21 protein-coding genes are annotated in these 13,881 nt (G+C 54.2%); 18 read left to right on the top strand and 3 right to left on the bottom strand.

Features of this window, described 5'->3' with window-relative positions; genetic code table 11:
• The 5 genes from JDW22_RS11800 to JDW22_RS11820 form a co-directional block, all read left to right on the top strand.
• On the top strand, positions 1–666 hold a 666-nt coding region (locus tag JDW22_RS11800; protein WP_200523220.1), incomplete at its 5' end, for a hypothetical protein.
• A gap of 135 nt (positions 667–801) precedes the next feature.
• Positions 802–1,176 carry a hypothetical protein gene (locus JDW22_RS11805; RefSeq protein WP_200521594.1) on the top strand — a complete coding sequence of 125 codons (375 nt, stop codon included), beginning with the start codon at positions 802–804 and terminating at the stop codon, positions 1,174–1,176.
• Positions 1,173–1,433: a hypothetical protein gene (locus JDW22_RS11810; protein WP_200521593.1), complete on the top strand. Its 261-nt coding sequence runs from the start codon at positions 1,173–1,175 to the stop codon at positions 1,431–1,433. The genes JDW22_RS11805 and JDW22_RS11810 overlap by 4 nt, the downstream gene beginning before the upstream one ends.
• A 63-nt stretch (positions 1,434–1,496) precedes the next feature.
• Positions 1,497–1,976, top strand: coding sequence for a M15 family metallopeptidase (locus tag JDW22_RS11815; protein ID WP_200521592.1), 480 nt, complete (start codon positions 1,497–1,499; stop codon positions 1,974–1,976).
• 14 nt (positions 1,977–1,990) lie between these two features.
• A complete protein-coding gene (locus JDW22_RS11820) occupies positions 1,991–2,485 on the top strand; it encodes a hypothetical protein (protein ID WP_200521591.1) in 495 nt (164 codons plus the stop codon).
• 156 nt (positions 2,486–2,641) lie between these two features.
• Here the strand turns inward: JDW22_RS11820 and JDW22_RS11825 are convergent, their stop codons facing one another.
• Together JDW22_RS11825 and JDW22_RS11830 are read right to left on the bottom strand one after the other, a co-directional pair.
• Positions 2,642–3,043, bottom strand: a complete 402-nt coding sequence (locus JDW22_RS11825; RefSeq protein WP_200521590.1) for a hypothetical protein — start codon at positions 3,041–3,043, stop codon at positions 2,642–2,644.
• Complete coding sequence (locus JDW22_RS11830) at positions 3,040–3,216, bottom strand: hypothetical protein (RefSeq protein ID WP_200521589.1); 177 nt, start codon at positions 3,214–3,216, stop codon at positions 3,040–3,042. Before JDW22_RS11830 ends, JDW22_RS11825 begins: the two co-directional genes overlap by 4 nt.
• 93 nt (positions 3,217–3,309) lie before the next feature.
• Between JDW22_RS11830 and JDW22_RS11835 the strand changes: the two genes are divergently transcribed.
• A complete protein-coding gene (locus JDW22_RS11835; RefSeq protein ID WP_200521588.1) occupies positions 3,310–3,780 on the top strand; it encodes a lysozyme in 471 nt (156 codons plus the stop codon).
• 12 nt (positions 3,781–3,792) lie between these two features.
• On the opposite strand, the gene JDW22_RS11840 is transcribed toward JDW22_RS11835, so the two are convergent.
• Positions 3,793–4,782 (bottom strand): tyrosine-type recombinase/integrase, encoded by a 990-nt coding sequence (locus JDW22_RS11840; protein WP_200523221.1) that lies wholly within the window; start codon positions 4,780–4,782, stop codon positions 3,793–3,795.
• Positions 4,783–5,088: 306 nt separating this feature from the next.
• Here JDW22_RS11840 and JDW22_RS11845 point away from each other — a divergent pair, with 306 nt between their 5' ends.
• The 12 genes from JDW22_RS11845 to JDW22_RS11900 all read left to right on the top strand — a co-directional run bounded on the left by JDW22_RS11845 (position 5,089) and on the right by JDW22_RS11900 (position 13,853).
• A complete protein-coding gene (locus JDW22_RS11845; protein WP_200523222.1) occupies positions 5,089–6,105 on the top strand; it encodes a DUF5710 domain-containing protein in 1,017 nt (338 codons plus the stop codon).
• Between the two features lie 3 nt (positions 6,106–6,108).
• A complete protein-coding gene (locus JDW22_RS11850; RefSeq protein WP_235965500.1) occupies positions 6,109–6,567 on the top strand; it encodes a DUF2213 domain-containing protein in 459 nt (152 codons plus the stop codon).
• 102 nt (positions 6,568–6,669) lie between these two features.
• The gene (locus JDW22_RS11855) at positions 6,670–7,896 is read left to right on the top strand and encodes a DUF2213 domain-containing protein (protein ID WP_235965501.1); all 1,227 of its coding nucleotides are present in this window, start codon (positions 6,670–6,672) and stop codon (positions 7,894–7,896) included.
• 3 nt (positions 7,897–7,899) lie between these two features.
• Positions 7,900–8,379: a structural cement protein Gp24 gene (locus JDW22_RS11860; protein WP_200523223.1), complete on the top strand. Its 480-nt coding sequence runs from the start codon at positions 7,900–7,902 to the stop codon at positions 8,377–8,379.
• A gap of 7 nt (positions 8,380–8,386) precedes the next feature.
• Complete coding sequence (locus JDW22_RS11865; protein WP_200523224.1) at positions 8,387–9,385, top strand: major capsid family protein; 999 nt, start codon at positions 8,387–8,389, stop codon at positions 9,383–9,385.
• Between the two features lie 161 nt (positions 9,386–9,546).
• A complete protein-coding gene (locus tag JDW22_RS11870) occupies positions 9,547–10,188 on the top strand; it encodes an NYN domain-containing protein (RefSeq protein WP_200523225.1) in 642 nt (213 codons plus the stop codon).
• 92 nt (positions 10,189–10,280) lie between these two features.
• Positions 10,281–10,613, top strand: a complete 333-nt coding sequence (locus JDW22_RS11875) for a hypothetical protein (protein WP_153716953.1) — start codon at positions 10,281–10,283, stop codon at positions 10,611–10,613.
• A 2-nt stretch (positions 10,614–10,615) separates the two neighbouring features.
• Positions 10,616–11,011 (top strand): DUF4054 domain-containing protein, encoded by a 396-nt coding sequence (locus JDW22_RS11880; protein WP_200523226.1) that lies wholly within the window; start codon positions 10,616–10,618, stop codon positions 11,009–11,011.
• Positions 10,998–11,525: a hypothetical protein gene (locus JDW22_RS13755; RefSeq protein WP_235965502.1), complete on the top strand. Its 528-nt coding sequence runs from the start codon at positions 10,998–11,000 to the stop codon at positions 11,523–11,525. Before JDW22_RS11880 ends, JDW22_RS13755 begins: the two co-directional genes overlap by 14 nt.
• Positions 11,522–11,902: a hypothetical protein gene (locus JDW22_RS11890; protein ID WP_200523227.1), complete on the top strand. Its 381-nt coding sequence runs from the start codon at positions 11,522–11,524 to the stop codon at positions 11,900–11,902. Before JDW22_RS13755 ends, JDW22_RS11890 begins: the two co-directional genes overlap by 4 nt.
• Positions 11,887–12,366: a phage neck terminator protein gene (locus tag JDW22_RS11895; protein WP_200523228.1), complete on the top strand. Its 480-nt coding sequence runs from the start codon at positions 11,887–11,889 to the stop codon at positions 12,364–12,366. The genes JDW22_RS11890 and JDW22_RS11895 overlap by 16 nt, the downstream gene beginning before the upstream one ends.
• An 11-nt stretch (positions 12,367–12,377) precedes the next feature.
• Positions 12,378–13,853, top strand: coding sequence for a DUF3383 domain-containing protein (locus JDW22_RS11900; protein ID WP_200523229.1), 1,476 nt, complete (start codon positions 12,378–12,380; stop codon positions 13,851–13,853).
• Positions 13,854–13,881: the final 28 nt, after the last annotated feature.

Genomic DNA, 13,881 nt, shown 5'->3' on the forward strand with positions numbered 1-13,881 from the left:
GGCGCAACCGCCGAGCAATTGCAAGAAGCCCGCGCCTTGCTGGATGCCACCGCTGCCAAAGAAGCCAGCTTCAAAACCATTGAAGGCGCGGGCAACAAAATGGACAAGGCGGCAGACAAAATGCTGCAAGCCAACGGCGAAAGCAGCATCGACGCGCAATGGACAAAATACAAGGCGCAGGCGGATGAATACAACGCCACGCGCAAGTACAACGCGCCGCTGCAATCGCTTGCCAAGGCAGGCATAGACCCGCAAACAGGCGAGAAGCTAGATAAAGCTGCCGCCATGCAAGAGCGCATCGCCAACGTGATGCAAGCCGTTGCCACGCTGCAAGGCAACGCTACGCAGCAGCAAACCGCTAGCATGGAGCGGGCATCCACGGCAATGCAAACCGCCGCGCAAAACCTTGCCACGCCTGCCGCGCAAAACAGCGAAACCCTGTTTAGCCAAGCGGTGAATGCGTTTGGCGCGGCGGTGGGCAGCTTTGCGGGCATGATGGGCAAGCAGGATGCGATGCAACACATTACGCTGGATTTCAGGCTGCCTGATGGCAAGGCATTAAGCGGCAAGCTGTTTGCCGAAAGCAGCTTTGTGGAGCAGTTGAAAAAAGTGAGCCAACAGGCGATGTTTGAAACGCTACAAGGCGCGGCGCGGGCGAAATCTTAATCTACTGTACTTGATACAAATAATTGATTTTTATTAAATTATTTATTTTTGTTGTACCTAAATATAGGCAGCCATTTTCAGGCTGCCTTTTTTTATGGAGAAAAGCATGGATTTAAATGGCAGAAAGGAGCGGCAATGCCAGTAAACACAATCAACACCGCTGCGGCGGTCAATATCAGCGCAATCGGCATCGCGGGGACGTTTTTTGGTATGCCGATTGAAGCCCTAGTGCTGGGCGCGGTGGGCGGTGCGGTGGCTTTGGGGCGCAGCGAGCCGAGTGGACGGCGGCAGGCGGTGTCAGGGCTGATTGCCAGCATGATGTTGGCGGGGACGGCATCGCCACTGGTGGTGGAAATGGGGGCGCATTATCTGCATTTGAGTGATGCGTCGCTGCTCAAAGCCTTTGTGCCGTTTGCCATCGGGGCGACGTGGCAATGGTTTTTGCCCAAGCTAACCGTGTTGGCGGAAGCGTGGTTGCAGAAAATCTTTAAAAAGGGAGACGGGCAATGAATGAATATCTGGATATGCTTTGCGGAATGATTATTTTTGTGTATTGCGCGTGCCGTTTGGGCGGACGTTGCTGGCGTTGGCATGATTTGGAATTTTGGGCGCATTTGGTGCTGATTGGCAGCGCGGTGGCGATTGTGGCGCAACGCGAAGATGTGCCGATGGAAGCGGTGCTGTTCCGCTTGGGCGTGGCGGGCTATTTTTGCGCGCAGACGTGGAAGATTTGGCAGATGCAGCGGCGGATGAAACGTTGTGAATGATGGCAGCTTTTTCAGGCTGCCTTTTTTTTGCGCCCATGTGGCGCGTTTTTTATGGAGTGAACTATGAGCTATAAATTAGGCAATACCAGCCAACAACGCCTTGTCGGTGTGCATCCGAACTTGGTTAAAGTGGTGCAGCGGGCGATTGAAATCACCGCGCAGGATTTCGCTGTAAACGAGGGTTTGCGCACTTTGGAACGCCAACGCCGCCTTGTGGCTTCTGGCGCATCGCAAACGCTTAACAGCAAGCATTTGAAGCAGGCGGATGGCTTTGGGCACGCGGTGGATTTGGTGCCGTGGGACGATTTTGACGGCAACGGCACATCGGAAATGAGCTGGCATTGGGGGCATTTTTACCCCATCGCCGAAGCGATGCGGGCGGCTGCCAAGGAATTAGGCGTGCGCGTGCGCTGGGGCGGCTGTTGGCAATGTTTAAACGACACCACTAAACCCGCGCAGGAATTGGTGGCAGATTATGCGGCGGCGCGGCGGGCGGCGGGCAAAAAGGCGTTTACGGACGGACCGCATTTTGAGTTGTGTTGATTGGAGGTTATCCGATGAATATCTACTGGAAATTTGGGCTGGCGTTGGGCGTATTCGCTGCGCTGGTTTCAGGCTGCCTGATGTATGGGCGGCAGGAATATCAGCGCGGACACGCAGCGGCAACAGCCCACTACGAAAAACAGGCGTTGGCAGCCGAAAACGCGCGAATAGCCGCCGTGCGCCAAACCGAACAAAAAGCCGCGCAGGATTACGCGGCGAAATTGCAAACCATTGAACAGGAGAAACAAGATGCGAAAAACGCTAATCTTACTTTGCGCCGCGAGCTTGACCGCTTGCAGCAGCGTGTCGCCCAACAAAGTCGTCAAGGCGGAAGTGTCAAAAACCTGCCCCAAACCGCCCGCCCATCCGCCGATGCAAACGCTGCCCAAGGCTGGGTTTTATTCGGAGAGTGCGGCAAACACTATGCAGCAATGGCTGAAATAGCGGATGGGCAACGCGATAAGCTGGCAGAGTGGCAGGCTTGGGGGGAAGTGGTGGATGGGATGTAGCTAATCCAGCATATCGGGCGTTGCAGCCGAAACGGGATTAGAATGCTTGGGCGGTACTCAATAATTTATTTGATGGTGGCGACATAGGCGTCGCTGCCATTTTTGAAAGGGAAACCCAATAAAAAAATCCGCACGGGGCGGATTTTGGGGAAGCCGTTATTCTTCGGTGTTCCTCTGTTTTTCCAAAACCTGGGCCTTGCCCCGGTTCAGCCCGGCGAAGTAGCCCAAAAGCACTGCCCCACCGATTTTAATCAGTTCCAGTGCGATTTCCGTATTGCCCGTCATCATGGCGCAAATGAGAACGAGTGCGATGAGCAGCGATACGACGCCGAACAGCATGAGACGCGATTTGCTGACCGAGGCAAACACATTGCCGCGCTTGTCAAAGTCCTCCTTTTGCGCGGCGATGGTTGCCAAAGCGATGCGCTCGTTCGAGGCGATTTCGTCGCGGCGTATGTCGAGCTCGGCGCGTTTGTTGGCAAGCTCCTGTTTTTGGTATTCCAAAAATTCGCGTACCAGTTCCTGCTGGTTGTCCGGCTGTTCGGGCAGCATGTTCATACCTCTGCCAAAACGGGGACTTTATAGTGCACACGGAAAAAGCCGTAGCCGTCTTTGCCCAATTTGGGCGGGACGAACTCCACTTTTTCTATGTTGTCTGATTTATTTTTGATTTCGTCAAGATAGGTTCGGGCGTCAAAAACGCGTTCTTTATACGGAATAAGTATTTTCATATCGAATCTCCTTAAGGGGATTAACTTACTGCGCGAAATTATCGCGGGATAATAACCGCCGCAAGGCAAACTTGTCAAACGAAAGGACAAAACATGAACGAAAACTTGAAAGTAGATGATTACGGCCTCGAACTGCTGGAAAAATTCGAGGGTAAAAGCCATCAGGCATACCGCGATAGTGTGGGCATCCCGACTATCGGCATCGGCTTTATCCGCTACACGCTGGGCGATAAGGCGGGACAAAAGGTGCAGATGGGCGACGTGATGACGGACGGCGAAATCCGCGCCGAACTTGCGAGCCAAATCCAAACCTACGAAAAAGCAGTGCGTGATGCGGTGCGGGTCGAACTGACCCAATCACAATTTAACGCCTGCGTGAGCCTATGCTACAACATCGGCGCGAAAGCGTTTGCGGGTTCGAGCGTGGTGCGTGAACTGAACCAGCGAAAATATCAGGCAGCCTGCAAAGCCTTTGAGCTGTGGAACAAGGCGGGCGGCCGCGTGGTGCAGGGGCTGGTGAACCGCCGCGCGGCAGAACAGAAAGAGTTTTTCCGCAATGGTTAGACGGGATACGGCCTAATCCAGCATATCGGCAATTTCTGCCATATCGGGTCGGTAGTACACATTGAGCAAGATGCTCAAATCGCGGTGCCCTGATATTTTTGCCAGCGTTTCCACAGGCACTTTTTTGGATAGTCGCGTTAGGGCTTCGCGGCGGCTGTCGTGGAAATGCAGGTCTGTGATGCCGCAGTTGTCGCGGGCGCGGCGAAACAGCACGTCTAGGCTGTGCGCTTGGATTTTGAACACGCTAATCGGGTCAATCGGGCGCAGTTTTTCCAATAGGGCGATGGCACGTTTGGTTAGAGGGACATCGCGCGGATGCCCGTTTTTGCTTTGGGCAACGTGGGCGATGCGGCGGTCAAAGTGGATGTTTTCCCATTTGAGCGCGCAGATTTCGCCTGCTCGCATGGCGGTCTCTATAGCAAAGAGTAGGGCGATGGCGCAACGCTGGGTAATCAGATGCGGTGTTCCGTTTTCGGTGTAGTGTAGGGCTTCGCAGATTTGCCGGATTTCTTGCGCGCTGGGGCGGCGGGTGCGATCTTTGGATGCTTGTGGTTTGCTGATTTTGCGCACGGGGTTTTCGCGCAATAGCCCCCATTCTTTCATGGCGTGTTCGCAGACGGCGGAAAGTGTGGATAATTCGCGTATTACGCTGTCGGTTGATACTTGTCGCAGGCGCTCGTCGCGCCAGTCGGCAAAGTCTTGCGGGCGCAGGTCTTCCAGGCGGATATGTGATAGCGGCGATTTTAAAATGCCGTTGATGCGATAGGTTTCGGAACGGCTGCCGCGTTTTTTGACGGTTTCGGTGCTCAAATATCGTTGTAAAATGTCGCCAAAGAATACGTTTCGGCTTTGATTGCCTTGTATCCCGTCTCGGATTTCTGTTTCTACGCGCGCCGCCCATGCTTTGGCATCGGAATGCCGCTCAAAGGTGGCAGAACGCGAAACGCCGCGCATTCGGATTTGCACGCGCCATTTGTTGCCTCGTTGGATAATGGTTGCCATGGTGTTTTTGGTGTAATTTTTGGTGCAATCATTATCGGTTAAAAGCGGTTTTGTGTGTAGGTTTGGTGGGCGTGTTATTTTTTAATACGTTGTTTTATAGAGTGAAATAGGGTGTTTGTGTAGGATGAGTGGGCGTTTAGAGTTGCTCTCCCATGCAGGCAAAGAACCTCGCCCAAGCCATGTTGCCGCCAACGGCAAACGGTTCGATGTGGGAAAAGGTATGTATCTGGACGGCAAATGGGTGCAGCCCGGAGAGGAAATCAACTGCCGCTGTACGAGCCGCGCCGTGATTAAAGGATTCAACTCATGAATACGCAACAGAGAGCCATTTTGAGCAAAGCCCACCAATTGTTGGCGATGGACAGCCGCTGGATTACCGTTAAGCCGAACGGAGCGGAAAACAAAGGCTCTCCAGTCAAAATCGACGAATCAGGCCGGGTTGAGGCAGGTATGGGTGGAAAGTTTAACGGCGAGAAAATCAACGAAGTACGAAAAAGCTTTGTTGGTGCGAAAACGCCGAGTAAAGAGCATTTGGCGGCTGTAGGTAAAACTGTTACACAGCCTGAAAAAACTCCGCCTAACAACGTAAAAGAAGAAATTGGTAGCAACAACAATAAAACAGTTCCCACCGAGCCTAAAACCCCCGACTGGTATGCCGAAATCCGCAAGAAGCATTCAGACCCTTACTGGAATGGGAAATTCTACGACGGGAGGAAGAAGGATACCCACCGCATTTATGTATCCAGTAAGGAATACACCATCAGCAGCGAGCAAAAGGCAGAGCTGGAGCAGCACCGCAAGGATTGGGCGGCTTTCAAGGCGTCCCAACAAGCAGGCGGAACGTATCTGAATGTTCCGTACGAGCAGCGGGAGCTTGCCAAGCAGCATGGTGCAAAATGGAATCCGGATAAGAAAAAATGGTATTTGCCGCCCGGTGTCGAATTGGCGGATGAAATCAAACATTTCAGTCCGGATTACAAAGCACCGCCAAAGCAGAGCATCCCAAAAACGTATCAGAGCCAACCAACCCCTAGGCCTAAAATCGATATAAATGATATGTCGAAAGAGGAAGCTAGGGAACATCTGAACAAGCTGTATAAGCAGCAAAAAAGATACAACGATGCTGTGAATGAAGGCGGTGAAGGATTTAATCCTTTTGATTATGCAATAGAAGAGTTCAGATCACAATATACCCGTAAATTTGAGCCAGAAAAACAGGCCTTATTCGATAGGATAGATGCTGAGAAGAGAAAAGATTACGAGGATAGAATGAAGGAACTTGATGAAAAAATCAAACGTAACGGAGGCTGGTATCCAGATTGAATTATGGACTACTTAGACGAAACCTACGCCATGGATTGCGACAACCCGCGCTGGTACAGAAAGCAGCCGCAGTTGGCGCAAGACCGCTCCCTGCGCTCCTACGACCAAGACGGCAGGCTGCACGTTGAAAGCTCCAACATCAGCAAGGCCACGGTAAATCCTTACTACGGCAGCGAAATCCCCAATTACCAACAACTGGGGCTTGAACCGAAAAAGGTTTACTACCTGCTGCGAGACCCTGAAGAGTTGGAAAAGGCCGCGCCGACCTTCAACAACCTACCGTTGTTGAGCAAGCACATTCCCGTTTCTGCCGACGAGCCGCAGAAAGAAGTGATTGCAGGCACGACCGGCAGCGATACTGTGTTTGAAGATGGCTACCTGAAATGTTCGCTGGCCGTGTGGGATGCAGAGGCGATTGCCGGTATTGAGAGCGGCGAGCAGGTGGAGCTATCCAGTGCGTAATTCGATAGGATAGATGCTGAGAAGAGAAAAGATTACGAGGATAGAATGAAGGAACTTGATGAAAAAATCAAACGTAACGGAGGCTGGTATCCAGATTGAATTATGGACTACTTAGACGAAACCTACGCCATGGATTGCGACAACCCGCGCTGGTACAGAAAGCAGCCGCAGTTGGCGCAAGACCGCTCCCTGCGCTCCTACGACCAAGACGGCAGGCTGCACGTTGAAAGCTCCAACATCAGCAAGGCCACGGTAAATCCTTACTACGGCAGCGAAATCCCCAATTACCAACAACTGGGGCTTGAACCGAAAAAGGTTTACTACCTGCTGCGAGACCCTGAAGAGTTGGAAAAGGCCGCGCCGACCTTCAACAACCTACCGTTGTTGAGCAAGCACATTCCCGTTTCTGCCGACGAGCCGCAGAAAGAAGTGATTGCAGGCACGACCGGCAGCGATACTGTGTTTGAAGATGGCTACCTGAAATGTTCGCTGGCCGTGTGGGATGCAGAGGCGATTGCCGGTATTGAGAGCGGCGAGCAGGTGGAGCTATCCAGTGCGTATCACTACACCGCCGACATGACCGCAGGCGAATTTGAAGGCAGGCATTACGACGGCGTGATGCGCGATATTGTCGGAAACCATGTAGCCCTTGTCGATGTGGGTCGGGCGGGGCGTGATGTTGTAGTAAGCGATGCAGACCCATTTTGTGAAAGGAAAACCATGAAACTGAAAGCAGGCGCGAAAGCGCGTATTCAGGCAGCCGTGCAGCCTTTATTGGCGCAGGATGCCGAATTGAGCCCCGATGAACTGTTGCAGGTCATCGGCTCGCTCACCAACGAAGTGCAGACGGCGGAGGACGACGGCGAAGATTTGCCGCCTGAAAACGTCGAGAATGTCGGTACGGACGAAGACGAGCCGGAGGACGGCGAAAACAACCCCGCCCCCGCCGAGCCGGAAGAACCCGCCGAAGACGAAGAGCCGGAAAACCCCGAAGACGGCGCACCCAAGCCCGCACAAGATGCCGCCATTTCCAAAATGGCGATGGATGCGGCCATCAAACGTGCCGTGGAAGCCGAACGGAAACGTTCGCAAGCCTTGGCAACGGCACAGCGCGAAGTGGCGCACATTGTCGGCGATGTGGCGATGGACGATGCGGCGGACGTGTACAAGTTCGCGCTGGAACAGAACGGCATTGATGTAACCGACGTACATCCCTCCGCCTACCGCGCCATGGTCGGCATGTTGGGCAAACCCAAACAGCCAATGGCGCAAGATGCGGCCAAAACCGCCGAACAGTTCCCCGGTTTATCACGAATCAGAAAGGCTTAAACCATGTCATTCCAAAAAGCAGTCAAACCTTACCAAGCCCCCGCCGTTGCGGGGGATTTTGCTGCCCACAACCCGAACGCTTCCATGCTGGCGGGTGAAGGCGCACTCGTCAGCGGCACGGACGGCGTAACCGTCGGCGTGTTTGCTTGGGCGGATGCCGAGGGCAAAGTGTCCAACAAGAAAACTGCCGGCGCACGCATCGGCTTTGTCCACCGCGAACAGCAGGCCAGCATCACCGCCTATCTGGCGGAATACGGCAACCAAATCCTGCCCGGCCAAATCATCACACTGGCCGTGGCAGGCGACTTCTGGGCGCATTTCCCCGCCGGTGCCGAAATCGGCCAAAACGTGTTTGCCAAAGACACCGACGGCACATTGAAAGCATCTGCCGCCGCCACCGAAACCGGCCACACCCTGACCAGCTTCAAAGTGGCTTCCAAAGCCGCAGCGGGCGAACTGGCCAAAATCACCACATGGGAGTAACGATTAAATGAATACCTTGCAACAACTCAAACGCGATGCCGGCATCGTCTTTATGGGCGGCGGCAAAAAGCTGATGAACGAACAGGTGCAGGCTGCTTTGGCGATGGATGCGCAGCCCGCACTGACCACAGCAGGCAACAGCGGCATTCCCGCATGGATGCTGACCTACGTCGATCCAAAGCTGATTGAAGTCGCCCTTCAGCCGATGAAGGCCGCCGAAATCTTCGGCGAAGTGAAAAAAGGCGATTGGACGACCGAAACCGCCATGTTCATGCTGGTAGAACCTACCGGCGAAGTCTCCAGCTACGGCGACTACAACAACAACGGCGTGAGCGGTGCCAACGTCAATTTCCCACAACGCCAAAGCTACCATTACCAAGTGTTCACCCGCTGGGGCGAGCGCGAAGTGGCACGCGCAGGCGAAGCGAAGATTGACTATGTAAACCGCGTCAATCAGGCCAGCGTGAACGCCTTAAACCGCTTCCAGAACAAATCCTATCTGTTCGGTATCAAAGGTTTGCAGAACTACGGCATCCTCAACGATCCGAGCCTGCCGGCCGCCACCGCTGCCGCCCAAACATGGGCAACCGCCACCGGCGAGCAAGTGTACGAATCCATCCGCAAGCTGTTCCAAAAACTGTTGCAGCAGACTGGCGGCCTGATTGATATGAACACGCCGCTCCTGCTGGTGTGCAGCCCGACTGCCAGCGTTGAACTGACCAAAACCAACCAGTACAACGTCAATGTTACCGACCAACTCAAAAAGAACTTCCCTAACCTGCGCATCGAAACCGTGCCGGAATACTCCGCCGCATCGGGCGAAATGGTGCAGTTGATTGTGGAAGAGTTGGACGGCCAGCGCACGTTGGAATGCGGTTTCACCGAAAAACTGCGTGCGCACAACATGGTTCTGGAAGCCTCCAGCATCAAGCAGAAGAAATCGCAGGGCACATGGGGCGCGATTATCTACCGCCCGTTCTGCATTGCTTCCATGACGGTGAGCTAGGCCGACCGTAAACAAGGCCGTCTGAAATAGGCGGCCTTTACAGGATATTATTTTTCGTGCATAATGCAGCCACATACAAAAACGGCCAATGTGGGTGACCTATCCAAGTGCAGTAACCAGCCTGCTACCCACTAACGGCCAATTTTTTACGCCTATTTATCATGAATACATCTTTCGCCATCCTTATTGACGCGGGTTTTGCCAAACGCAAAATCAAAAGCCAAACGGGCAGACCCGTACAGGCGGCCGACTTTGCCAGTCTTGTGGAAAGTATCAGGAGAAATGCCTACTTGACGGACAAAAACCTGTACCGCGTTTTCTACTACGATGCCCCGCCTGCCGACGGCAAACTAAACAACCCGCTGGACGGCAGCACATTCGACTTGTCGGCATCAAATGTTGCCCGTAACAACAAACAGCTGCTGGAAGGTTTGAAATTACTGCCGTTTTTTGCTCTGCGCATGGGGCAGGCATCCACCAACGGCGATAGCTGGAAAATCAAAAGGCAAAGCAGTCTGAACCCCGTCCCGGGCGCAAACAGTGCTACACTGAACCCCGACGACATCACGCCGAATATCACGCAAAAGGGCGTGGACATGAGAATCGGTTTGGATATGGCAACATTGGCATTGAAAAAACAAGTCGGCATTATCGTGCTGGTAACGGCGGACAGCGATTTCGTCCCCGCTGTCAAACTTGCCCGTACCGAAGGCGTACAGATTTTCCTTGCCCATATGGGGCATACGACCAAACCGGAATTAAAAGAACACGCCGATGTTCTGTTGGACGGCATTTCCGTCTGACCCTCTTTTTTAGGCTGCCTTCCGGCGGCCTTTCCCTTATATGCAGCCTATATGCAGCCTGAAAAGGCTGCTTTTTTTATTGGAGAACCTAAATGGCAAAACAAAAAACTGTAACCGTTGGCTGCAAACTGCCCAACGGGCTGATTATTGAAGTCGGCGGACAATCGGTAGAGTTGAACGGCGCGAACGCTTCAAACATCATCGGCGGCCACGGCATTACCTACGATGTGGATGCCGACCTGTTCAATGCTTGGATGGAAGCGCACCAAGACCGCGATATGGTGAAAAACGGCTTCGTCTTCGCCCATGAAGATGCCAAGAACACCAAAGCCGAAGCGCGGGAAAAGACCGACAACGAAACCAAGTTGGAAGCCATTAACCCCGATGATAAGGCCAATGGTGTAAGCACTGCCAAGGAAGAGTAACCATGCCCGCCGTCGTCTTTGATAAAGCACGGTTTCAGGCGACCTATCCCGAAGTGCAGGCAAGCGATGCCCAGTTCGCCATGTGGTTCACGCAGGCCGAAAGCCTGCTGGACAACACTGACCACAGCATTGTGAAAAAGCTGGAAGAGCGCGAAATGCTGCTGTTCCTGCTGGTACGCCACTTCGCCGCGCTGAACGAACGTGCCGCGCAGGGCGGATTGGTGGGGCGCATTGCTTCGGCTACCGAGGGCAGCGTTTCCGTGAGCGCGGATATGGGCGCGGTGGGCAGCAATGCCGCTTGGTATCTGCAAACGCCCTATGGCGCGACCTACTGGCAGCTTACCGCCAAATACCGCCGCTTCCGCTATGTGCCGGGAGGCTGTTATGCGCGGCGGTGATAAATTCAGGCAGCGGCTGGCCGAACTGGCCGCGCAGGCTGCAACAGCCAAGGTACGTGTCGGCATCATCGAGCAGGCAAACTACGATGGCTCGGACGGCGAAAGCGTGGCGCAAGTGGCCTTTTGGAATGAATACGGCACGGCAAGAACCCCCGCGCGGCCTTTCTTCCGCAATACTATTGCAGCAAGAAAAACAGAGTGGGCAAGACTGGCTGGAAAGTTCATGCAGGCCAACGGCGGCGATGTGCGGCAGTCTCTTTCTGAGTTGGGTGAAATTGCGGTTGGGGATATAAAAGAAACCATTACTAACGGTAATTTTGCACCCAACTCCGAAGTAACCAAACTGCTGAAATATCGTTTCCCAACCAGCCCGGCGCGCGTAACCGCCGCGGCGTATTACAAAGCCGTTCGGGATGTGCAACAAGGCAAGACCGTTGTCAGCAACCACGATAAACCGCTGCAATGGTCGGACACCATGCGCGATTCAATCAAATACGAGGTAACGGACGAATGAACCTGAGAGCCATCGCCAACGGCGCGATTACATCCGTCAATCCGAACCTGCCCGCCGTGCTGAAACTCAATGACGGCTACGCCACCGATGCCACGGGAAAACGGAAATCAGGCTACAGCGAGCATCCCGTAACCGTACAGACCCAAACCCTAAGTACGCAGGATTTGTCTTTGTTTGAAGGTCTGGCGCAGCAAGGAACGCTGCTTTATGCCTATGTAACCGGACAATTCCACGGCTTGCGGCGGCAGAGCGGCAAAGGTGCGGACAAGCTGGTATTCGCAGCCTACGGCGAAACCGAAACAACAGAATGGCTGGTGAAGCAGGTGGTGGAAAGCTGGCCGGATTGGTGCAAGGTGCTGTTATGGCGGCAACATTAGACGATATTTATACCGAAGTCCGGGCAATGCTGCTCGGGCTTTTTTCGTGCGAAGTAGTGCGGGGATACAGCAACAACGTGCCGCTGCCCAAGCCGCCGTTTGTGGTGATGAACATTCTGAACGAAACCGCCGCCGCCACAAACGAACACGCTTACGCCGTGGCAGATGAAACCGCTGCCGTTTCGCGCCAATCCGAAATACAGATGCAGCTTGATTTCTACGGCGAAGCAGCGGGGCAGATGGCGCAGAAAACCGTTTTGCTGTGGCGCGATTTCTACGCCTGCGAACGGCTGAAATCCTGCCAGCCGCTATATGCCGACCCCGCACGCTTCATGCCGCTCACCAACGAAGAAAGCGAATATGAAGAACGCTGGATGACGACTGTTCATCTGGCCTACGCGCCGCAGGCAGAACACCCGCAACAGTTTGTAAACGCTTTTGATTTAACCCTGATCCAACCGTAAAGGATATATCCATGTTCCAATCTATTCCGGCAAGTAAAATCGTCAGTGTAAACCCCGCCGTACTCAGTTCCGGCGGCTCTCCCCTGTCAATGAACGCCGTCTTTTTGAGTAAAAACGACAACCTGCCCACCGGCCGGCATACCGCGTTCCCCGATGCTTCGGCAGTCGGCGAATTTTTCGGCTTGGCCAGCGAAGAGTTTAAAGCCGCGCAGGTGTATTTTAAAGGCTTCGATAACTCGCATATCAAGCCGGGCACGCTGTATTTCTACCCCTACAACGTCGGCAAGGAAGCTGCCTATCTGCGCGGCGCAAGCGTGAAAAGCATGAGCCTTGCCGCCCTGAAAAAACTTTCGGGCAATCTGAAAGTGAACATCGACGGCAGCGATAAGAGCGGCGACAACATCAGCTTGGCGGCCGCCACCAGCTTTTCCGATGCCGCCGACAAAATCGGTACGGCCATCAGCGCTACCGTGCAGTTTGACGAGCAGTTGCAGGCGTTTGAAATCGTTTCCGCCACCCAAGGCCGGGCTTCCGAAATCGGCTTTGCCACCGGCACGCTGGCCGAAGCCCTGAATCTGACCGAAGCCAAAGGCGCGGTGATTTCCAAAGGCAACGACGGCGACAGCGCGGAAACCGTGATGGAAGGCGTGATTCAGTCCACTTTGAATTTCGCCACCTTTACCACCGTGTTTGAGCCCGAATTGGCCGACAAACTGGCCTTGGCCAAATGGAGCAACGCGCAGAACAACCGCTTCCTTTACGCCGCATGGGGCAAAGAAGCCGCCGCGCTGCAAACCGGCAACACGACCTGTTTGGGCGCACAACTGAAAGCCGCCGCCTACGACGGCACCGCCCCGATTTACGGCGGGCTGGACAAGGCTGCTTTCCTGTGTGGCGCGATTGCCTCCATTGATTTCACCGAAACGCAAGGCCGCATCACGCTGGCGTTCAAAAACCAATCTGGCTTGAGCGTGGACGTGGACAACGCCGCCGATGCCGACAACCTGAAAGAGAACGGCTACAACTACTACGGCGCATGGGCAACCGCAAACGACCGCTTTACCTTCCTTTACCCCGGCCAAATGCCCGGCAAATGGAAATGGATTGATGCCTATGTGAACCAAATCCGCCTCAATAGTCAGTTGCAGCTTGCCCTGATGACCCTGCTCACCTCGGCCAAGGCCGTGCCGTACAACGCCGTCGGTATCGCCCTGCAACGCGCCGCCTGCCAAGACCCGATTAACGAGGCCTTGAACTTTGGCAGCATCCAGCCGGGCGTACCGTTGAGCGAACAGCAACGCGCCCTGATTAACAACGAGGCGCGCGTAGATGCCGCCGCGAAGATTGAAAGCACCGGCTATTTCCTGCTGATTCAGAACGCTTCGGCGCAGACGCGCGGCAACCGCCAGTCTATGCCGATGAAGCTGTGGTACACCGACGGCGGCAGCGTGCATAACATCAACCTCGGCTCAATCAACGTCCAGTAAACCCATGCAGGCTGCCTGAACTGTCAGG

The sequence above is a fragment of the Kingella bonacorsii genome, from assembly GCF_016623605.1.
In the GTDB taxonomy this organism is placed as follows: Bacteria; Pseudomonadota; Gammaproteobacteria; order Burkholderiales; family Neisseriaceae; genus Kingella_B; species Kingella_B oralis.